General features: G+C 43.8%; 13 protein-coding genes. 8 read left to right on the forward strand and 5 right to left on the reverse strand.

Translation table 11 applies throughout. The annotated features are described in order from the left end of the window. Positions 1–119: 119 nt before the first annotated feature. Both ABNE31_RS09025 and ABNE31_RS09030 read left to right on the forward strand, forming a co-directional pair. Complete coding sequence (locus ABNE31_RS09025) at positions 120–929, forward strand: hypothetical protein (protein ID WP_349350966.1); 810 nt, start codon at positions 120–122, stop codon at positions 927–929. Positions 930–1,020: 91 nt separating this feature from the next. Continuing rightward, entirely contained in the window at positions 1,021–1,584 is a 564-nt protein-coding gene (locus ABNE31_RS09030) for a sugar O-acetyltransferase (RefSeq protein WP_349350967.1), read from the forward strand. 7 nt (positions 1,585–1,591) lie between these two features. Here the strand turns inward: ABNE31_RS09030 and ABNE31_RS09035 are convergent, their stop codons facing one another. From ABNE31_RS09035 to ABNE31_RS09055, 5 genes are all read right to left on the reverse strand, one after another. Continuing rightward, positions 1,592–2,992 carry a hypothetical protein gene (locus tag ABNE31_RS09035; RefSeq protein WP_349350968.1) on the reverse strand — a complete coding sequence of 467 codons (1,401 nt, stop codon included), beginning with the start codon at positions 2,990–2,992 and terminating at the stop codon, positions 1,592–1,594. A gap of 40 nt (positions 2,993–3,032) precedes the next feature. Beyond that, positions 3,033–4,178 (reverse strand): alpha-hydroxy acid oxidase, encoded by a 1,146-nt coding sequence (locus ABNE31_RS09040; RefSeq protein WP_349350969.1) that lies wholly within the window; start codon positions 4,176–4,178, stop codon positions 3,033–3,035. Position 4,179: 1 nt separating this feature from the next. Then, positions 4,180–5,553 (reverse strand): FGGY family carbohydrate kinase, encoded by a 1,374-nt coding sequence (locus ABNE31_RS09045; protein WP_349350970.1) that lies wholly within the window; start codon positions 5,551–5,553, stop codon positions 4,180–4,182. Between the two features lie 10 nt (positions 5,554–5,563). Then, positions 5,564–6,844, reverse strand: a complete 1,281-nt coding sequence (locus ABNE31_RS09050) for a TIM barrel protein (RefSeq protein WP_349350971.1) — start codon at positions 6,842–6,844, stop codon at positions 5,564–5,566. Positions 6,845–6,919: 75 nt separating this feature from the next. Continuing rightward, on the reverse strand, positions 6,920–9,019 hold the full coding sequence (locus ABNE31_RS09055) for a bifunctional aldolase/short-chain dehydrogenase (protein ID WP_349350972.1): 2,100 nt from the start codon (positions 9,017–9,019) through the stop codon (positions 6,920–6,922). Between the two features lie 99 nt (positions 9,020–9,118). Here ABNE31_RS09055 and ABNE31_RS09060 point away from each other — a divergent pair, with 99 nt between their 5' ends. The 6 genes from ABNE31_RS09060 (at position 9,119) to ABNE31_RS09085 (ending at position 20,986) form a co-directional block, all read left to right on the forward strand. Then, complete coding sequence (locus ABNE31_RS09060; RefSeq protein WP_306014300.1) at positions 9,119–10,147, forward strand: GntR family transcriptional regulator; 1,029 nt, start codon at positions 9,119–9,121, stop codon at positions 10,145–10,147. Positions 10,148–10,333: 186 nt separating this feature from the next. Continuing rightward, positions 10,334–13,438, forward strand: a complete 3,105-nt coding sequence (locus ABNE31_RS09065; protein ID WP_349350973.1) for a TonB-dependent receptor — start codon at positions 10,334–10,336, stop codon at positions 13,436–13,438. A gap of 10 nt (positions 13,439–13,448) precedes the next feature. Next, positions 13,449–14,945, forward strand: coding sequence for a RagB/SusD family nutrient uptake outer membrane protein (locus tag ABNE31_RS09070; RefSeq protein ID WP_306014303.1), 1,497 nt, complete (start codon positions 13,449–13,451; stop codon positions 14,943–14,945). 304 nt (positions 14,946–15,249) lie between these two features. Continuing rightward, the gene (locus ABNE31_RS09075; RefSeq protein ID WP_349350974.1) at positions 15,250–16,929 is read left to right on the forward strand and encodes a carboxylesterase family protein; all 1,680 of its coding nucleotides are present in this window, start codon (positions 15,250–15,252) and stop codon (positions 16,927–16,929) included. A gap of 39 nt (positions 16,930–16,968) precedes the next feature. Beyond that, a complete protein-coding gene (locus ABNE31_RS09080; protein ID WP_349350975.1) occupies positions 16,969–19,317 on the forward strand; it encodes an alpha-L-rhamnosidase N-terminal domain-containing protein in 2,349 nt (782 codons plus the stop codon). 43 nt (positions 19,318–19,360) lie between these two features. Next, entirely contained in the window at positions 19,361–20,986 is a 1,626-nt protein-coding gene (locus ABNE31_RS09085; RefSeq protein ID WP_349350976.1) for a carboxylesterase family protein, read from the forward strand. Positions 20,987–21,013 lie beyond the last annotated feature (27 nt).

Raw genomic sequence — 21,013 nt, forward strand, 5'->3', positions numbered from 1 at the left:
AGACTGGATAAATTGTAAATCCAGGTACTTTTCCTGTAAAAATGGTATGTCTTTCCGTAATAGGGGTATGATTGAAAATACGGATACCTAGTATTTTTGAGGTTGTTAATCAACTAAACATGCTAGCATTAATTTTTGACCGACTGAGCTTGCGCATACCACCATCTTTTCTCCCTAAGTTTTGCCACGTTGGATTTACCAATTACCTGCTTGTATTTTTGTGTTTGTTTGTCCATGGACTTTCATTTGCACAGGACGAAAAAGAACGCTTCTTGGATGATTTTAGAGGGACAGCAAGTGTTACCCAAAATGGAATTTCCCTTATCCCATCATTTTCTTTGGGAGATCCTGCACTAATATTTGACCTAAAATTTACCAAAGGAAGATTGAGTTTTGAACCTGACATGCGGTTTGCTTTGGAGGGAAAACCCTGGACTTTTATTTTCTGGTGGCGTTATAAGGCCATTTCCAAGGAAAGGTTTTCCCTTAGGGTAGGTGCACACCCCGCATTGAATTTTAGGACCATTTCCATTATGCGAAATGGACAGTCGGAGGAAATCTTGGAATCCAGAAGATATTTGGCGGCAGAAGTGGTTCCAACCTATAAGATTTCGGATAATATCGATGTTGGTTTCTATTATCTTCACGGAAGAGGTTTTGATGAAGGCGTAAAGCAGACAAATTTCTTTGTGCTGAATACCTTTTTTAAGAATCTTTATATAACGGAGCAATATTATTTTGATATTAATCCACAGGCCTATTTTTTGGCTACGGATAACCTACAAGGGTATTATTTGGCGGGTTTCTTATCTCTGCATAAGAAGGATTTTCCACTTTCGATTGCTGCCATATTGAACAAGGCTTTGGATACGGAAATTTCACCAGAGGATGATTTCACTTGGAATCTGTCCTTGGTATACAGTTTTTGAACTTTTAAACATCAAGCGGAATCATTTCAGGTAATTTAAAAGTTCTTTATACCTTAAGGAAACTAACCCATCAGAATATTGAATGTAAGTCATGAATATATTTGAAAGATTAACATCGGGCGAAGAAATTCCAATGAACCACCCGGATTACGGTGAAATTGGGGTTGAGGTGAACAAGACCATAGCACTTTCCACCAAATTGAATTCATCGAAAAACGTGCATGAAATTAGACAGACGTTGAGCGAAATCATTGGTTCGCCCATTGATGAAAGTACTACTGTTTTTACTCCCTTTTATACCAATTATGGGAAGAATATTTCTTTGGGGAAAAACGTGTTCATCAACCATGCTTGTAGCTTTTTGGACCTTGGGGGTATCATTATTGAAGACAACGTCATGATTGGTCCAAGAGTAAGTATAACTTCGGAAAATCACCCCACGGCTATTGAAACAAGAAAAACGATGCTGCCCAGTAAAGTACATATCCAAAAAAATGTATGGATTGGTGCCAGCGCCACAATTTTACCTGGGGTGACCATAGGAGAAAATTCAGTCGTGGCAGCAGGTGCTTTGGTCAATAAAGATGTCCCATCCAATACTGTGGTTGCAGGAGTGCCAGCAAAAATCCTTAGAAAATTGAAAAACGGTGTTTGAATTCCAGTTATTTACTCTTCTTTGAAATCAACAAAAACAGTACACCACAAAGTAACCATGCGGGCAAGGTCATAAAGGATAAAAAGACATCAAAGTAAACAGAAATACCATAGCAAAGTCCAAAGCTGATGGCCCATGCCCAAAACACCGCACGATTGAATTTCATGTTCATTTTTTCCGCATAATCCAGTATGATATTCGCTTTCTTCCCATAAAAGTGTTCGAACACGATGATAGCTCCCATAGGTGCCAAAATAAAGCCATAGAGTGCCACGAAGTCCAATAATTTCATCGCAAATGCAGGAAAGAGTCCAGCTAAGGTCGCTACGCTGCCCGCGATGATGGTAACCCAAAAAGTAGAGGTTTTAGGGATGATCGCTTGAAATGCCAAACCTGCCCTATAAATGGTAGGGTTGGCCGTTGTCCACCCTGCCAGCACCACGGCAATGGCACCAAAGATTCCCAGTGCATTGTAGGCTAGGGGACCGGGAGCTACATTTGGAGCGTTTCCACCGGCCAATGCAGCTTGTGCTTCTGGTGATTCCAAGTAAACAGCATAAAGTAGTGCCGCAGCGATCCATGCCATATAATGGCCTACATACATCCCTGCCGCAGTGGTCCATCCAGAACTTGCCTTTTTGGCAAACCGGAACACGGAGAGGTCGGACATGCCCACGTGCATGGCCGCATTCGCGAACCAAGACCAAATGGCAACATGCCAGAAGGTATATTTGATTTGCCCTGGAAAAGGTTCACTGCCTTCTCCCCAAATATTCCAGAAATCAGAGAAACTGTTCACATCAAGATCGCGCAAAGCCACAATGCCGCTCGCCAAAAACGCCAGCACTATGATGGGGGACATATAGTTGGCCGCCTTGGAAACGGTTTCATAACCCTTGGCCGCAATAATGGAGATTACGGCCCCAATGGCCAAAACGATGATGATCCAGGTAATTCCGTTGGGCATGGTATCGGTCAACTTGGGCATTTCCATATCAAAAGGAATACCAACGGCGGTGGCCGAGACCGTAATCATAGCTCCCGCCAGAAAACAGAAAAGGATGCCATTGGCCAGATTGTAAACCGTCACTAAATTTTTGCCCACGATCTTTTCCAATTGATAGTAGAGCGTGAGCCGATATTTAACGGCTATTTCTGCGGTAAGGAAACGCCAACTGAGCACGGCCAGTAGGTTTCCCAAAAGAAGTCCGATAATTAAATCAAAAGCGCTGACCCCTGTGGTCAAAAAGAGTGGCCCGATTACAAACTCGGTACCGGCTGCATGCTCACCGGCATACATCCCCAAAAAGCTTTTCCAGCTTTTAAGTTTTGATTGTGGCACTGGTTCCCTTTCGAATTCGCCACCTGCGATTTCCTCGATTTCTTCATCAATATTGTATTGGCTCATGCGGTTTGGTTTGTATCGTTATTTCTTAGGTGAATGCTGGTTAGATCAGGTGCTTATGTAGGTCACCAATATCCTCACAACACAATTGATCCATGATCTGCTGTAATTGCACTTTTAATATGGTCATGGTATGGTCGCCTCCCTTTTTGCCCAAGGCTGCGGCTCCGTACATAAAGGAGCGTCCCATGAATGTAAATTCGGCCCCTCTGGCCAGTGCTCGTGCCATATCCGGACCGGAGCGCATGCCACTGTCCATCATTATGGTAATCTGGTCCTTGTATTTCGCGGCAATACGTGTCAGTGGGGCAATGGTAGATTCCCCCGCATCCAATTGTCGTCCGCCATGGTTGGAAACAATAATACCGTCAAATCCCAACCGAATGGCCTGTTCGGTATCTTCCTCTGAGGCCACACCTTTCAACACCAACTTTCCTTTCCATTTGTCCCGAATGGGCTTGATGCGTTCCTCATTTAGCCTTCCAGAGAAGGTTTTGTCCATAAACTTGCCCAATTGCTTTAGATTGAGTCCTTCAGGGGTGTAGGGCCGCAAGGTCTCAAATGTGGGTATGCCATATTTAAGTGTTTGCATGGCCCAAGTTGGCTTGCCCAATACTTGAAGTATATTGGCCATTGTCATCTTCGGGGGCAGGGCCAATCCGTTTTTAAAATCGCGGGGTCGGTAACCAAAGGTGGGTACGTCGCAAAGCAGCACCAAAACAGGGCATCCCGCAGCTGCTGCCCTATCCAAAATATCATTTCTGACCGCGTCCTCCGCTGGATTGTACAATTGGAACCAAGCCTTACCTTCGGTAAGTTCGCTGGCCCGTTCAATATCCATGGTCGTCACGGTGCTTAGGATAAAGGGCACATTGTGTTTGTGGGCCGCTTTGGCCAGTATTTCAGGGGAATTGGGCCACATCAAACCTTGTAGACCCACGGGAGCGACACCAAAGGGGGCATCGTATTCTTCCCCGAAAAGCGTGGTCTTTATAGAGGCACCTTTAAAGTCCTTGATGTAGGTAGGCTTTAGGGTAATGTCCCGTATTTCCGAGGTATTTCTGTGGATGTTCACATCCTCGTTGCAGCCACCGTCCAAGTATTCGAAGGCAAAGCGTGGGATTCTTTTTTTGGCTTTTTCCCTCAGATCGTCAACGGAAGGATATCGGGTATCGAAACTTTGGGCCATATCAATTGGTAATTAAGGGTCTGTGTTTTTTTAAAGCGTAATTTTCTTTTAAGAACTTTTGGTCCAATTGGATATTGGAAATGGCAATGGCAGCCCCCAAGGCCGAACCTAACGATGCGTCGGTTGTTTTGATCTTCATGTCTTCCAGACCGCGGGCCAATAGTTCCACAAAAATTTGATTATTGGCAAAACCACCGTCAATGTACAACTGTTTGATATGGTCCTTTCCAATGGCACGTTTTATACTATCTATCTGTAATTCAACAAATTCCATCATTAATTGGTGATATGCTTCTTCATAGGAATTGAATTGTACAGGCGTTGGAATGTTTGAAGGTGCCACATCCAGACTTATCCATTTGAATTTATGTGTAAAACCGTCCTTTAGCTTGCGATAGATGTCGGCATCAAAGTTCATGGTCTTGTGATGATCTTCCGAAACTCCGAAAAGAACTGCCAGTTTCTTGATCTGTTCGTTGTATTCATTCCCCAGAAACAAGCGTGCCGCTTTTATGGGAGCTCCATTGATACGCATGTAGTTGATACAATTGGAATCCGTATCCTCGTCCGTAAGGAGTTGTTTTGAAAATGGATTGAGTGCAATGCTCCAGGTTCCTGTGGAAAGCAGCAGGAATTTTTTGTCAATACTGCGTATATAGGGCAACAGGGCAGCTGAACTGTCGTGGATGCCCACACCTATCTTGATTTGGTGACCAAAGAGTTTGGAGTTGATACTGGTACCCGTATCCACTATCGATGGCAATATCTTATGGATTTCCTCTTGATAGACCCAGTCGTGATAATCCTGCTTTTCATAGTTCCAAAGCGCAGTATGGCAACCGATACTGGTATATTCACTGACCGGAATTCCCGTAAACAAATAGCTTAGATATTGTGGTAAATGAAGCGAATGTTTGATTTTTGAAAATACGTCCGGTTTTTCGTGTTTTAACCAATACAATTGGATGCCCGAGTTGAGCATACCCTCCCGGGTTGTGCCTGTTTCCCTACAAAACTGTATCTCGGGTCCATACTGCGCATAGAACTTGTCAATGATGGTTGCATTGATAGGCTTTGTATAATTGTAGAGAGGTGTAACCACCTTTCCCATATCATCCAAATTAACAAAGCTTGCGCCATAGGATGAAAAATTGACCGCCTTTATTTTGTAATCCTTTGCTTTGAGTATGTCTTGAAAAGTACGTTGTACCCAACTCTCAAGTGCTTTCAGGTTCTCGGTAGGGTGTCCATCCTCATCTTCAATGGTTTCCAAATAGGTGTAATCGCGATGGACTTCCCTAAAGTCCATATCAAAAAGGAAAAACTTTTTATTGGTTTTACCAATGTCAAAAACCGCAATTACTTCTTGTGCCATTTGCTTCGGATTATAGGCCTGTTGCCATGGTATGTTTGCCTCTTTCGTCCACCAATTTTTTACGGACTTCCAAATGCCTGTAAGTGTCCAATGGGTTTAGCGCTCCACCGTTGGATATTCTGGCTCGCTCCAATAGTGGGCGTATATCCGTAAGATAGGCTTCCTGTAAAATTTCCTGGCACAAAGTCACATCATGGTTCTGTTGTGCATCACGAAGGGCCTTTTGGTCTACCAATAATGCTTTTGCGTAGGACGAGCGTATGGCCTCCAATGACTGCATCAAATCTTCCAAAGGATCTTTTAGATTGTGGCTGGTATCGATCATCCAAGCAGGGTAGGGATTCTGTGGATTGTTTTCCATGCCGTACACCAATTCGTTGAATATCAAAAATAGGGAATACGGTTTGATGCTCCCTACGGTAAGGTCATCGTCCCCATATTTGCTGTCGTTAAAATGAAATCCTCCCAACTTGCCCTTCATCATTAAAGTGGCGACTATCTGTTCAATATTGGTATTGGGCAAATGGTGACCCAGATCGACCAAGGTATAGGCTTTTGGACCACATTCATTGGCCAACATAAAGGAAGTGCCCCAATCTTGGATTACCGTGCTATAGAAATTAGGCTCGTACGGTTTGTATTCAATAAAGAGCTTCCAATCCTCAGGTAAGGTTCTGTAGATTTGCTGCAAACTGTCCTGCGTATTTTTGAGTACGGTCTGGAAGTTGTTCTGTCCGGGAAAACTGGAACCATCGGCCAGCCATACGGTCAAACTTTTGGACCCTAATTTTTCGCCCAGTCGGATGACATCGATATTGTGTTGTATGGCCTGTTGCCTCGCATTATCGTCCGTACTGCAGAGAGACCCGAACTTATAGGAATGCTTTTGGTCGGGTTGGTCTTGAAAGGTATTGGAGTTCATGGCATCAAAAGTGAGCCCCAACGATTTGGTCAATGTCTTTATCTTTTCGGTATCTTCTGGCACGTCCCAAGGGATGTGCAGGGAAATGGCGCCTGCTGATCTGGTAAGCGTATGAATGAGTCCAACGTCCTCAATTTTTTGCTCCAAAGTGCCCGGTTCACCATGGTATGAGAAACGACCAAAACGTGTTCCTCCTGCACCCAAGGCCCAACTGGGAATGGCTACTTGAAAATCGCTTATTTTCTTTAGGATATGTTCAACATCAAAACCTTTTTTGGCTAGGGTATTGGCCAAAAAATCAAAACTTTGATCATGTTTGTCAAAGTTATTTTGGTTGTGTGATGTAATGTGTTCCTTATCTAAAACCATGAGTTGATTTTTTTAAAACCGTAGGCTATGGTATAACCTACGGTCATTCTTAAATTAACTAAACCAAAAACTTATCTATCTTGTAAATGCGTTGGCCATGCCACCATCTACATTGATAATGTTTCCAGTACTTTTATCCAATAGCCCTACAAAAGCGAATACACCGTTGGCTATATCTTCTGGATATATAATTTCATTGAGCAGGTTTCGTTTGGCATAGTGGGCCGGCAGGTCTTCCACTTCAATGCCATAGGCCTTGGCACGGCCTTCGGCCCATTCACCTTCCCAGATTTTGCTTCCTACGATAACGCCATCGGGATTTACCGTATTCACACGTATCCCTTTACCGCCCAATTCTGCTGCCAATAAACGGACCATGTGTTGCTGTGCCGCTTTAGCGGTTCCGTAGCCCACGTTGTTGGGTCCGGACACCAAACCATTTTTGCTGGCGATGCTGATGATATCTCCGCCCAAATCTTGCTTGTTCATAATTTCCACTCCTTGTTTAAAGAGCTCGAACTGTCCTTTTACCAGTACGTTTTGAAGTAAGTCCCAGTCTTGCTCGGTGGTCTCTGCCAAGGGTTTTGAAATGGCCAAACCTGCACTATGTACGACCAGGTCCACGCCCCCGAATTCCAAACAAGCGGACTTATAAGCATCTTCAATGGATACTGAGCTGGTTACATCACACACCGCATAGCTTGCTACATCCCTTGGGTAGGTTTCCACGGCCTCTTTTAATCGGTCTTCGGCGATATCCGTCAAAACCACATTGGCCCCTTGTTCGGCAAGTTTATCGGCAATGGCCTTACCGATTCCGCCTCCAGCACCAGTGACCAAGGCCACTTTTCTGGACAAAGGCTTTTCTTTGGGCATCCGTTGCAATTTCGCCTCTTCCAATAACCAATACTCAATATCAAAGGCCTCTTGCCTTGGTAAAGAGGTATAAGCCGAAATGGCTTCTGCACCGCGCATTACGTTGATGGCATTGATATAGAATTCACTCGCCACACGGGTGGTCTGCTTGTTTTTGGCAAAGCTGAACATCCCAATTCCCGGATAGATAATGATGACAGGGTTGGGGTCTCGCATAGCCGGACTATTGTCATGCTTGCAACTTTCGTAGTAAGCTGCATATTCTTTTCGGTACTGTTCAAAGGCCGGCTCCAGCTTTTTGAGAATGTCATCCACGTTGGATAAATCTTCCTCGGGGTCCAGTTTAAGTACCAAGGGTTGTATTTTAGTGCGCAAAAAGTGGTCGGGACATGAGGTTCCCATAGGCGCCAATCTTTCCAGATCGTTGCTGTTGATGTATTCCATGACCACATCCGCATCGGTGAAATGCCCGATCATACGGTTTTCTGAAGAACAGAGACCGCGTAACAATGGCATTAACTGTGCAGCTTTTTCCTTTCGTTCATTTGCTGGCAAGGATGCTACTTTTTGTCCACCGAAGACGCTGCCTTGTTGCTTGATTTTTTTCTCAATATATTCAGAAGCCATTTCTATGACTTCCAGACTGTTGATGTAGCATTCATATGAAGTGTCTCCCCAAGTGAACAGACCATGGCTCCCCAATACGATACCTCGTATTCCGGGGTTATCGTTCAAGCATTTTTCCAATTGAAGTCCAAGGTCGAAGCCTGGTCGTTGCCAAGGCACCCAGCCCATGGTGTCTCCCCAAATTTCCTTGGTCACTTTTTCACTGTCCTTTGCGGCGGCAACGGCAATCAAAGCATCAGGGTGTAAGTGATCAATGTGCTTAAAGGGCAACAGGCCATGCAGAGGGGTGTCGATAGATGGGGCACGGCTGTCCAAGTCATAGATGCAATGGTTAAATAGTCCCACCATCCTATCCTCATCATGGAGACCCTTGTAAACTTTCTTTAAGTTTCTCAAGCGCTCCGTATAAAGTCCTGCGATTCCCGATCGGGTCAGGGTACCAATATCACCTCCAGATCCTTTAATCCACATCACTTCGACCTCTTCGTTGGTCAAAGGGTCCTTTTCTATGGTCTTGCAGCTCGTATTCCCACCTCCATAGTTGGTAATCCTAAGATCGGAGCCCAAAATATTTGATCGGTACAGGAACAGGGCCACTTGGTCGTTTCCAAGCTCCAAAGCCTTTTTTTCGTCCCATAGATAATCCACGTGTTTAAAAGTCTTAATCCCCATCAGGTTATTTTTTTTATTATTGTTGTGGGTAAATGTAGTTACCCATTTTCTTTTAAGTGTTCTGCACTGTTAAGTAAACACTTCTTAAAAGTTACTAAAATGATGGGATTGATTGACATAAAAGAGGAATCAAAAGTACCAAAGTACAAACAGATTGTAGATTCCATTTTGGCAGCTATTGAAAATGGCAAGATAAAATTGGATGATAGGTTGCCGTCGGTGAACGAACTGCTGATCGAATTTGATATTTCTCGGGATACCGTGGTAAGGGCTTACGACCACCTTAAAAAAAACAAGATTATTGAATCCGTTCCCGGCAAGGGATATTATGTAAAAAGGGATGAGCTTGCCCTTAAAGCCAAGGTGTTTCTATTGTTCAATAAATTGAGTCCCCATAAAAAAATTATTTATGATGCATTTGCGAGGACACTTGGTGACAATGCGACCATAGATTTCTTTATATATGAAAACAATTACCGGCATTTTAAGGAATTGATCCTGGATTCCAAAAAACGGTCCTATACCTATACCCATTATGTTGTAATCAGCCATTTTGAAGAAGGAGGAGACGATGTACTTAATTTTATCAAAAAAGAGATCCCATTGGAAAAATTAATCGTTCTGGATAAACGTTTGGACGGACTGCCCAATACTGTGTCCAGTATTTATCAAGATTTTGAAAAGGATATTTATTCGGCCTTGGTTACGTTAAACCCAAAACTTCGTAAGTACAAACAGATCAAGTTGCTTCTAAGAAAAAAGACCTATCATCCCATTGAGATTAAAAAAGGATTCATAAAATTTTGCGGTCAATATGCCTATGAGTTCGGAATCATCGAAGAGATAGAGTCCAGTGAAATCGAAAAGGAAACGGTATATATCAACCTTAAAGAAAGTGATCTAGTGGTGTTGATCAAAAAAATAAAGCAGACCAAATTTGTGCTGGGCAAGGATGTGGGAATCATTTCCTATAACGAGACGCCTTTAAAGGAGGTCTTGCTCGAAGGTATTACGGTCATCTCCACCGATTTTGAAAACCTTGGTAAAAAGGCTGCGGAGATCGTGCTTAAAAACCAGACCATCTACACGGAAAACCCATTCCACGTTATCCAGCGGAACTCCCTTTAATTTACTTCCATTTTTTGCCAACTTTCCTATCTGTATCAGAACAGTACAGAACGGAATAGTTTTGCCCTAACATTAGCTTAACATTGTCGTGAATCAGGTGTCATTCAAGGCTTATGATTCAATTTTTGACCTAAAAAACAAACTAACTAAAGGTCTATTGCACAATTAATTAACTAAAAACAAACTATGAGGACTAAACAGACATTATGGCTAGCGGTTCTTTTTATGGCAATTTTCTGTGGCTTTTCCGCCAATGCACAGCAGAGAATTACAGTAGAGGGAACTGTTACAGACGCCGAAACGGGCCAGCCTTTGCCGGGGGTTACTGTAGTGGAGCAGGGCACCACTAATGGTACAAGTGCCGATTTTGATGGTAATTATACCATTGAGGTGGCTTCAAATGGAGTATTGATCTTTTCTTCCGTGGGCTATGCGGCCCAGAACGTGCCTGTCAATGGAAGGACACAAATTGACCTTGCGTTATCAGTGGACAGCCAACAGCTTGATGAGGTAGTAATCGTGGGATACGGTACACAGAGCAGTAGAAAGGTGACGGGAGCTGTACAGCAACTTAATACACAAGAGTTGGCAGATTTGCCTGTTCCCCAAATAACGCAAAAACTTCAAGGTAGACTTGTGGGTGTTCAAATCAATCAGACCACAGGTAGACCAGGAGAAGGAGTGCAAGTTCGGGTAAGGGGTCAAGCCTCGATATTGGCGGGTAGTGACCCGTTATACGTTGTGGACGGATTTCCAATTGTTGGTGATATCAGTACCATTAACCCGGATGAAATTGAAAGCATATCCGTATTGAAAGATGCCGCTTCTACCTCCCTATATGGGTCAAGAGCTGCGAATGGGGTTGTTTTGATCACCACTAAAACTGGTAAAACCGAAAGGGGAGAACTTTCCGTCAATTATTTTGGAGGGGTTCAGACTGTTCCGCAGCAGGGGCGTCCAGACATGATGAATGCAAGGGAGTTTGCCCAGTTTAAAAAGGAATCTGCCGAAGATTTGGGCGTTCCGGTTCCAGAGCCATTTCAGAATCCAGAACAATATGGAGAAGGTTTTGATTGGTACGATGGAATGTTCAGAACTGCCGCTATCCAGAGTTTAAACCTAACCTGGTCGTCACGCACCGAACGTTCATCCCATGCTATTGTCGCTGGATACTTTGATCAAGAAGGAGTTATGATTAACTCCGATTTCAAACGTTATTCCATGCGTGCGAATTCTTCCTTTAAGTTAGGAAAAAAAGTAAATCTTGGACTATCGGTTGCACCAACCTACACCATCGATAATATTCCAAACTCAGACGGTGCCTTTTATAGTGGTAACGTAGACGGTGTTGCCGGAGGTGGTCTTATTAACAATGCCTTGTTGACATGGCCTATATTTCCATTTCAGAATGAGGATGGATCGTATCCACCAACCGCATTTACACCGGGCATCAGTGCTTTTCCAACGCCTAACTGGGTGTATGCTGCCAATGAGATTACCAACGAAACCAGGGAAACACGAATCTTGGCCAACCTTTTCCTTGATTATGAAATCATAGATGGGCTCAAATTCAAAACAACGATCAATGGTGATTTTGGTCAAACCAATTTCTTCAGCTTTAGCCCATCAACGGTATCGAATGTATTTACAGCGCTACCGCCGGTTATAGCTACGAGCACAAGGAGGCAGAACGAATATCTTAGCTGGTTGAATGAAAATACGTTAACCTATACCAAAACTTTCGGTGACCACAGCATAGAGCTTTTGGCAGGAGCTGCTTATCAAAAGTTTGATGGTGAAACGTCTCAACTTCGATTGTCAAACTTCCCGGATGACCGTGTGCAAACTATTCAGTCAGCACTCAATATTGAGCGAGGAGCATCATTCAATAACATCAATGAGTGGAGTTTAACTTCTTATTTCTCCAGATTCAATTATGATTACAAGGGCAAATATTTGTTTACCCTTGCTTTAAGACGAGATGGTTCATCCCGTTTTGGGTCGGAGAATCGTTGGGGTAATTTCCCATCAGCTTCTGCTGGTTGGGTGTTCAGTGACGAAGACTTTATGCAGGGCGTAGATTGGCTCAGTTTCGGAAAAGTAAGGGCTAGTTACGGTGTAATCGGTAACAACAATATTGGTAACTTCACACAGTTTGCACTTGTAGATAATTCGCTGAACGCTGTTTTTGGAAACTCTATTGTGAGTGGTGCTGCGGTTACTACCCTTGGAAACAACAATTTGGGGTGGGAGCGTACCAACCAGTTCGATATTGGATTGGATTTGAGATTGTTTGACGGTAGAGTGGAATTCATCTACGATTACTACAAAAAGAATACCACTGATTTATTGTTCAATGTGGATATCCCACAAGAATCCGGATTCACAAACTTCAATGATAATGTTGGTGAAATTGAGTTTTGGGGTCACGAGGTTGCGTTGATCACTAGAAACTTTGCGAGTGAAGACTTTACCTGGACATCAAATTTCAATATTGCGTTCAATCGTAATAGGGTCGTTTCCCTTGCTGAAGGGGTTGACAGGATTTTCTCCGGTGCAGGAAACTACCAGAGTATTACCCGACCAGGCGAACCATTGGGTCAATTTTGGGGCTTGATTTGGGACGGAGTTTATGATAACCAAGCCGAATTCGACAGTTCTCCAGTGGCTGCAGAATCCCAAGTGGGTACCATTAAGTTTGCAGACGTCAATGGCGATGGAGTAATTACCTTTGGAGGAAACGAGGATGACCGTACTGTAATCGGAAACCCATTTCCTGACTATATCTTTGGTTTCACCAATGACTTTAAATACAAGAATTGGGATGCAACCATTGTAATGCAAGGGTCTATTGGTAACGATATTGCGGTTACCTCCGATCAGGGAACTACCAACCTTGATGGTGTATTTAATGTGTTGCGCGATGTGCAAGACCGATGGAGGTCTCCAGAAAACCCAGGTAGTGGTAGATATGGTAAAACAACTGCGGCAACATTCATGGAGCGTGACTGGTTCTCCACTCGCTTTATAGAGGATGGTAGCTACCTTGCTGTACGTAATATTACTGTGGGATATAATTTCCCGCTTAAGGAAGACTTTTTCCTTAAAAGAGCAAGGCTATATGGATCGGTACAAAATGCATTTATGTTTACTGGGTATCGTGGCGTCAATCCAGATGTCAGCACTACTCAAACAGGTGCAGGCCAGTTGAACGCTCTGGCTTTGGGATATGACTGGGCCGCATACCCATTACCAAGAACTTTTACCTTAGGCTTTAACCTATCATTTTAAAAAAGAAATCATGAAAAAAACAACATATTTTCTACAGCTGATTATAGCCCTATTTCTTTTTGGGTGTAGTGAGGATTTCCTTGATATTCCTCCAGAAGACTCATTAAGTAAAGCTATTTTCTTTGAATCTCAAGCAGATTTCGAACAAGCTATAAATGCTACATATGCTCCTTTGCGCGACCTTCAACAGGCAGGAGGCAACGCTCCTGGTTCTGCATGGGGTATGGGTGAACTTACATCGGACAACACGTATTATAAGTTTAACCCCAACTATAGAGCTGTGCAAGACGGCGAAGGTTTGGCCGACCATTATCCAAATAACGCCAATGCTACCATTGGAGCTAAGTACGTAACGAACTATTTGATCATTGCGAGGGCCAATCAAATTTTAGATTTGATAGATGATATTGAATTTGAAGATCAAGCCCTTCAATCGAACATAAAAGGTCAAGCATTGTTTTTAAGAGGACTAAGTTACTTCGATTTGGTGCAATTCTATGGCGCCGTGCCTTTACATACAGTGCCAGTTACCAGTAGGGAAAATGCTGCATTACCATTATCATCTGCAGATGAAGTTTATGCGCAAATTGTGAACGACGTTAGTGAGGCAATTTCGTTGTTGCCACCTAAGTCATCCCAAGAAGCTGGTAGAGCCACTCGCGGGTCTGCACGAATGCTGCTTGGAAATGTTTACGTAGTTCGAGAAAATTGGTCGGCTGCGTCAACGGTTTTGGGTGAGTTGATCAATTCTGGGGAATACGCACTTCTTCCCGATTATGCCAGTGTATTTGAATTGGCAAACAAAAATAGTAGTGAGTCTATTTTTGAAGTCCAATTTTTGGAAGGAACAGAGGGCTTTGCTAGTTTCTTTCCATACAATCAGATACCCATGCCGTTAACTGCAGAACAAGTAGCTGCAATAAGTGGAGTGCCAAATTCCCAAGCAATTAATGAACAGGGATTCAATATTCCAACTCCTGACATTATTGATAGCTATGAGGATGGTGACCCACGAAAATCCGTATCCATTGATAGTGTAAATGTAGATGGGGTATTTTATCCATACATCAATAAGTTTTGGCAGCCACATTCTACACCAGGACTAACCGGTGTGAATTTCCCTATTTATAGATACTCCGAAGCTCTATTGTTCTACGCGGAAGCATTGAATGAAGCTGGACAATCCAGTGAAGCCATTACCTTTTTGAATCAGGTGCGGGAACGCGTTGGTCTAGCTCCTTTGGCAGGTTTAGATCAAACTGCGTTAAGACAGGCTATCATGGATGAAAGAAGGGTAGAATTGGCTTTTGAAAATAAAAGATGGCTTGATTTGGTTCGCACAGGTACAGCACAAGCGGTTATGACCGCATTCGGTGAGCGGGTCAAGGCCAATCCACAAGACTATTATTTTCCTGATGGTATAGCGCCACCACCGGTGGCTTTCACTACCATTTCGGAGTTGTTTCCAATACCTGCTGGTGAAACATTATTGAATCCCAACTTCTAACCATAGCAATATGGAACAGTTGGCAATTGAGTTGGGTTATGTTTAGTTAATCTAACCCGGTATTTACGATACCGGGTTAGTTTTTTTGTTTCCGCCTTTGGTTAAGAATATTTCATGCTAAGAAAAAAGAAGGGGAAGTTGAAAAGAAAGCAATGGTTGAAAGTTTGGAAAATCATTGATGTTTTCAAACAAGCTCAGCTCTTGCATGGGGAAAGGGTTTGGTGTAAATTGACGGATGCAGCTGGAATAGGATAATTTTAGAGGTTTAGTGAAACACCTCACAGGCAGTAGAATAAGTGAAAAGATGAAAACACGAAGAGATTTTATAAAAACGGTTGGAACCGCATCAGGATTACTGTTCCTTCCTGGTACAATACTGCCTTTCGGATATAATGCATGGGACATCCCTGAAGAATGGGTGGAAGTTGAAACCTCAAAAGGCAAGATAAAGGGGATGCGCTCCACTGGAGTGAACATTTTTAAAGGTATACCCTACGCAGGTAAAGTTTCGGGTGACCGAAGGTTCAAAAGACCTGCTCCATTAGAGCCTTGGACGGGCGTACGGGACACTTACGAACTGGGTGCTCCCGCCATTCAGGCGCCGCGGCGCAACGAGCCAACACCTGCAGAGGACTGCTTGTTTCTAAACGTGTGGACACCGGCCAACGATGGTAAGAAGCGCCCTGTGATGTTCTACAGCCACGGCGGTGGATTTGTTATTGGTTCTGGAGGTTCGCAAGCACAGGACGGAGCCAATTTAGCCCGTAATTTTGATGTAGTCGTGGTACAGACCAACCACCGTTTGGGAATGCTCGGATTTTTGTATCTGGACGAAATAGCAGGACTTGACTATGCGGGATCTGGCAATATGGGACTTTTGGATATCACTGAAGGATTGAGGTGGGTAAGCGAAAATATTGATATGTTCGGAGGTGACCCCAATAATGTGATGATCTTTGGGGAATCCGGAGGTGGGGCAAAAACCTCCTGCCTCTATGCCATGCCAGAGGCGGCACCTTACTTTAACAAAGCATCAATAGAAAGTGGACCAGGAGTCCGCATGCTCACCAAAGACATGGCAGCACAGAACACTGAATTGGTGCTCAGGGAGTTTGGGTTGACCCAAAATAATTGGGAGAAACTTTTGGAGGTGCCGACTGATGAAATATTAAAAGTACAAGCAAGAATTCCATTTGTACCTCCTTTTCAAGAAAAGAAAAATACAGGGGGACTGACCGAACCGACCATAGGCGGTTTTGGACCGGTGGTGGACGGTACAGTACTACCTCATCATCCTTTTGACCCAACCGCTCCGATCATTTCCAAGGATAAACCATTAATGGTCGGGTGGAACGAAGACGAATACACCTTTTTTGCCTGGGAACGGAAGGATACCGAATTTGCCACTTTGGATTTCGAAGGATTAAAAACGAGATTGATGCCTCAATTTGGGGAAGATACCCCCAACATAATCGAGGTATACAGAAAAGCACGGCCAAAGGCTTCACCGGCCGACATTTTTGTAGCAGTTTCGTCCATTGTGATGATGGGGCTGGGCTCCATAGAGATTGCGCAGCGAAAAGCTCAGCAGGGAGGAGCCCCGGTATACCTATACAATTTTGGGTATAAATCTGAAAAGTTGATTCCCGGAACAGATTATCCCATGGGAACGCCACATGCCATGGATATTTCCTTCAAATTCAACAACGAACAGCCGCCCAAGGATGGGGAAGAAGACCGACCCAGTTTTTTTGGAGGTGGACGTCCCGAGCGCTTTACCGCATCCCACAATATGGCTGCGTATTGGACTGGTTTTGCCAAAAAGGGAAAACCTACCGCCGAGAATCTGCCCCAATGGCCCGAGTATAATATGAAAACCAAGCCCACTATGCGGATCGATGCCTCATGTGAGGTTATCGAGGATAGATTTTCGGAAGAGCTTGCCATGTGGAAGCAAATAGGGAGATTACCTAAAGAACAATAAATTCAAGATCAATATTATCAAAAGTATTACACCGACAACATGAAAAATTTACTAGCACTACTGATTTTATTTTCGACTTTGGCCGTTACCGGCCAGCGTAGACAGAACACCGAACCAGAATGGACCGCAACATGGATTACCTTGGGCGGAGTCGATGCTGAGGAGGCCGGAATGTACCTGTTCCGCAAATCCTTTACCCTGGACAGCACACCTGCTGAATTCCCTATCCGCATTTCCGCGGATAACCGATACAAGCTTTTTGTAAACGGTACGCTTGTTTCCGTAGGTCCCAACTGGGGCGACATTAAGCATTGGAATTACCAATCCATGGATATCGCTAAGCATTTACAGCAAGGAAAAAATACCTTGGCCGTAAAGGTTTGGAACGAAGCCGATTTGCGTGCCGTGGCTCAGTTTTCCTTTAAAACGGCCCTAATCCTACAAGGGCAAAACGAATTGGCCAAGGTTGTGGATACCGATAAAAGCTGGAAAGTGATAGAGGATAAGAGCTATACTCCCTTGGAACAGCACATTAGGGGGTATTATGCAGCAGGTGCCGGTGATTTTATCGATATGAACAAAGCAGTAACGGGTTGGAAGCAGCAAGATTTTGATGATAGTTCGTGGGAAGCTGCCGATACCGTTTTTGAAGCGGTGCAACAAGGTTTTGGATTCAGACAGCAAGAAGGATGGAATTTGGTACCATCCATATTGCCCGAAATGGAATTGACCAAGGAACGCTTGGCCAAGATACGTAAATCGGAAGGCGTAAAAATACCATCCAGCTTTCCTCAAAAACCAGCCTCAATAAAGGTGGCCGCCAACTCCAGTGCTAAATTTTTATTGGATCAGGAACACCTGACCAATGCTTATTTGACCTTATTGTTCAGTGGTGGTAAAAATAGCGTAATAACCCTGCAGTATGCGGAAGGGCTGTATGATAGTGAAGGCGCCAAGGGCAACCGGGATATTATCGAAGGGAAGACCATGACCGGAAGAAGGGACAGTATCATTTCCAACGGAATGGATAATCAAGAATACACCTCTTTGACCTATAGGACCTACCGCTATGTGGAACTGGATGTGAAGACCAAAAATGAACCGCTGGTTATTAATGATATCTACGGAACTTTTACAGGGTACCCCTTCCAAATGAAGGCTAATTTGCTCTCCGATAGCGAAGAACTTTCCGAGATGATGGAAATCGGTTGGAGAACAGCTCGCCTTTGTGCGGTGGATACCTACATGGATTGCCCTTATTACGAACGATTGCAATACGTAGGGGATACCCGAATACAACATTTTGTGTCCTTTTACAACAGTGGTGATGACCGCTTGATCAAAAATGCCATCAATTTGATTGATTATTCAAGACAGCCCAACGGGCATACGTTGAGCAGATATCCAGATAGGCAAGATCAAGTGATCCCAACCTATTCGCTTTGGTATGTAAGCATGCTTTATGATTATATGATGTATGGTAGCGATGCCGACTTTATTGCGGAAAAGTTAATGGGGTCCCGTCAAGTATTGAACTATTTTATCACCTATTTGGACGAAGATGGCTCCTTAAAAAATGTTCCGGGTTGGAATTACACGGATTGGGTGCCCGAATGGAACTTTGGAATGGCTCCAATGGCCGAGGATGGCTCTTCCGCAGCCCTAGATCTGCAAATGTTGCATGCTTTGCAATCGGGGATAGCGCTAGAAAAGGAATTGGGTAAACCAGAATTTGTCACGCTATACACCACTATGGCAGATCAGCTTACGGAAACCATCAAACGAAAGTATTGGGACCAATCCAAACAATTGTTCGCTGATACCCCAGCCAAGGACAAATATTCCCAGCATGCCAATTCATTGGCGATTTTGGCCAACATTGTGGATAATGACACCAAGAAAGCTATCGGCAAGTCACTGTTGGAGGACAAGTCGTTGGCACCCGCATCCATTTATTTCAGCTATTATTTGCATTTGGCCCTGAATGAAGCGGGCTATGGAGACCAATATTTGGACTGGTTGGATGTTTGGAGAAAAAATATGGAGCTTGGTTTGACCACATGGGGCGAAACATCACAAGTAGAAACCACCCGTTCTGACTGTCATGCTTGGGGATCCAGTCCCAATATTGAGTTCTTTAGGATTCTACTAGGTATCGAAAGTGCCGCACCCAATTTCAAATCTATCAAAATTGAACCCCACTTGGGCGATATCAAAAAAATTGGTGGAGAGATGCCACACCCAGCAGGGATGATATCGGTGAACTATGAAAAGTCCGGAAAAAAATTGAAGGCTACCATCGTATTGCCTCAAGGAGTTGATGGGGAATTTGTTTGGAATGGAGAGCGTAAAGCCCTTAGCTCAGGCAATAATGTTATCAATCTTTAAGATTGAATGATGGGCCCAATCAATCTGTAACCAATACAAAGCGATGAAAAATAAACTATTCTTTTTAGTACTGTTTTTATGTGGGACAATGTTCCATGTACAAGCACAATCCGAAGTTATCACAGGGGAAAATATTGCCGTGACCAATACCGAATCAGGAAAGGTGAGAGGTTACATCCATAATGGTATAGTTACCTATAAGGGTATTCCGTATGCCATAGCGGAACGGTTTAAACCGGCAACAAAGGTGGAGCCCTGGGAAGGAGTGCGCAGTTCCACCATGTATGGCCCTGTAGCACCCTTATTGACACCGACCACTCAGGTTCAGGATGAATCTGAGTTTGTATTTGATCATGACTGGGGCTACACCAACGAGGATTGTCTTCGAATCAATATTTGGACACCAAGTATCGAAGATGATAAGAAAAGACCCGTCCTTTTTTGGATTCATGGAGGTGGTTTTACGGCTGGTTCAAGTCAAGAATTACCTTCTTATCATGGTGAAAACCTAAGCAAAAAGGGTGATGTGGTAGTCGTTTCCATCAACCATAGGCTGAATATCCTTGGTTTTTTAGATCTATCAGAGTATGGAGAAGAATATCGGGAATCAGCCAACAACAGTATTTTGGATATTGTCGCTGCATTGCAATGGGTGAAGACCAATATTTCCAATTTTGGTGGCGACCCCGATAATGTGACCATTTTTGGACAATCGGGTGGTGGAGCCAAGGTAAATACCTTAATGGCGATGCCACGGGCCAAGGGTCTATTTCATAAGGCCATCAACCAAAGCGGTGCCTTTAGGGGCAATTTGACCACAAAGGAAGTTACCCAGTCCATTGCCGCGGAGGTATTGAACCAACTCTCCATCTCACCAGAGCAGGTGGACAGTCTCCAAAACATCCCATTCAAAGATCTTAGTGCGGCAGGGGCAAAGGCATTGAAAATCGTTTCGGATAAATTGAAGGAGAAAGGAAACACATCATCTGGAGTTAATCTCAATTGGGGTCCCAGTAGGGATGGATCTGCTTTACCTTATGATTTAATGTCCGCTGAGGCGCTTGAACTTTCCAAGGAGGTACCCTTATTGATCGGCACTACCAAAAACGAGTTCGCGCCATTTGCCAACATGCGGTTTTTTAATGCATCAGAAAAAGAAGTGATGGACCATATTGAACAAGTCTACAAGGATAAAGCGGACGATTATGTTGCAGCAGTGAAAAAGGCCTATCCCAACGATACCAAACCTGAAGACCTACTATCAATAGATACGAGGTTCCGACCAGGGGCTGTGTGCCAAGCCAATCAGAAATCGAATTTAGAAGGCGGTGCACCTGTATATATGTACCTGTTTACTTGGCAATCACCTGTTTTTGATGGTAAATACAAATCACTTCACTGTATGGAGCTGCCTTTTGTGTTTGATAATATCGAACGGGCGAATCATATGACCGGTGGAGGTGAAAAGGCACAACTATTGGCAGATAAAATGAGCAGTGCTTGGATCAATTTTGCAAAAACTGGAGATCCAAATCATGCCGGGTTGCCCACATGGCCCAAATACAATACGGTGAATACCGCCACGATGCATTTGGACAATACCTGCGAAGTAAAGCCCCAATTGGACAAAGAATTGTTTGAATTAGTGGCAAGTATGCCAAGTAATTGATATTGAAAAACTAGGGTTTCTTCATCC

Source organism: Flagellimonas sp. MMG031, from assembly GCF_040112705.1.
GTDB lineage: Bacteria > Bacteroidota > Bacteroidia > Flavobacteriales > Flavobacteriaceae > Flagellimonas.

Coding starts and splice junctions, on each gene's coding strand:
- ABNE31_RS09025 (WP_349350966.1), top strand. CDS start 120: ATGCTAGCATTAATTTTTGACCGACTGAGCTTGCGCATACCACCATCT.
- ABNE31_RS09085 (WP_349350976.1), top strand. CDS start 19,361: ATGAAAAATAAACTATTCTTTTTAGTACTGTTTTTATGTGGGACAATG.
- ABNE31_RS09065 (WP_349350973.1), top strand. CDS start 10,334: ATGAGGACTAAACAGACATTATGGCTAGCGGTTCTTTTTATGGCAATT.
- ABNE31_RS09075 (WP_349350974.1), top strand. CDS start 15,250: ATGAAAACACGAAGAGATTTTATAAAAACGGTTGGAACCGCATCAGGA.
- ABNE31_RS09045 (WP_349350970.1), bottom strand. CDS start 5,553: ATGGCACAAGAAGTAATTGCGGTTTTTGACATTGGTAAAACCAATAAA.
- ABNE31_RS09055 (WP_349350972.1), bottom strand. CDS start 9,019: ATGGGGATTAAGACTTTTAAACACGTGGATTATCTATGGGACGAAAAA.
- ABNE31_RS09080 (WP_349350975.1), top strand. CDS start 16,969: ATGAAAAATTTACTAGCACTACTGATTTTATTTTCGACTTTGGCCGTT.
- ABNE31_RS09030 (WP_349350967.1), top strand. CDS start 1,021: ATGAATATATTTGAAAGATTAACATCGGGCGAAGAAATTCCAATGAAC.
- ABNE31_RS09070 (WP_306014303.1), top strand. CDS start 13,449: ATGAAAAAAACAACATATTTTCTACAGCTGATTATAGCCCTATTTCTT.
- ABNE31_RS09050 (WP_349350971.1), bottom strand. CDS start 6,844: ATGGTTTTAGATAAGGAACACATTACATCACACAACCAAAATAACTTT.
- ABNE31_RS09060 (WP_306014300.1), top strand. CDS start 9,119: ATGATGGGATTGATTGACATAAAAGAGGAATCAAAAGTACCAAAGTAC.
- ABNE31_RS09040 (WP_349350969.1), bottom strand. CDS start 4,178: ATGGCCCAAAGTTTCGATACCCGATATCCTTCCGTTGACGATCTGAGG.
- ABNE31_RS09035 (WP_349350968.1), bottom strand. CDS start 2,992: ATGAGCCAATACAATATTGATGAAGAAATCGAGGAAATCGCAGGTGGC.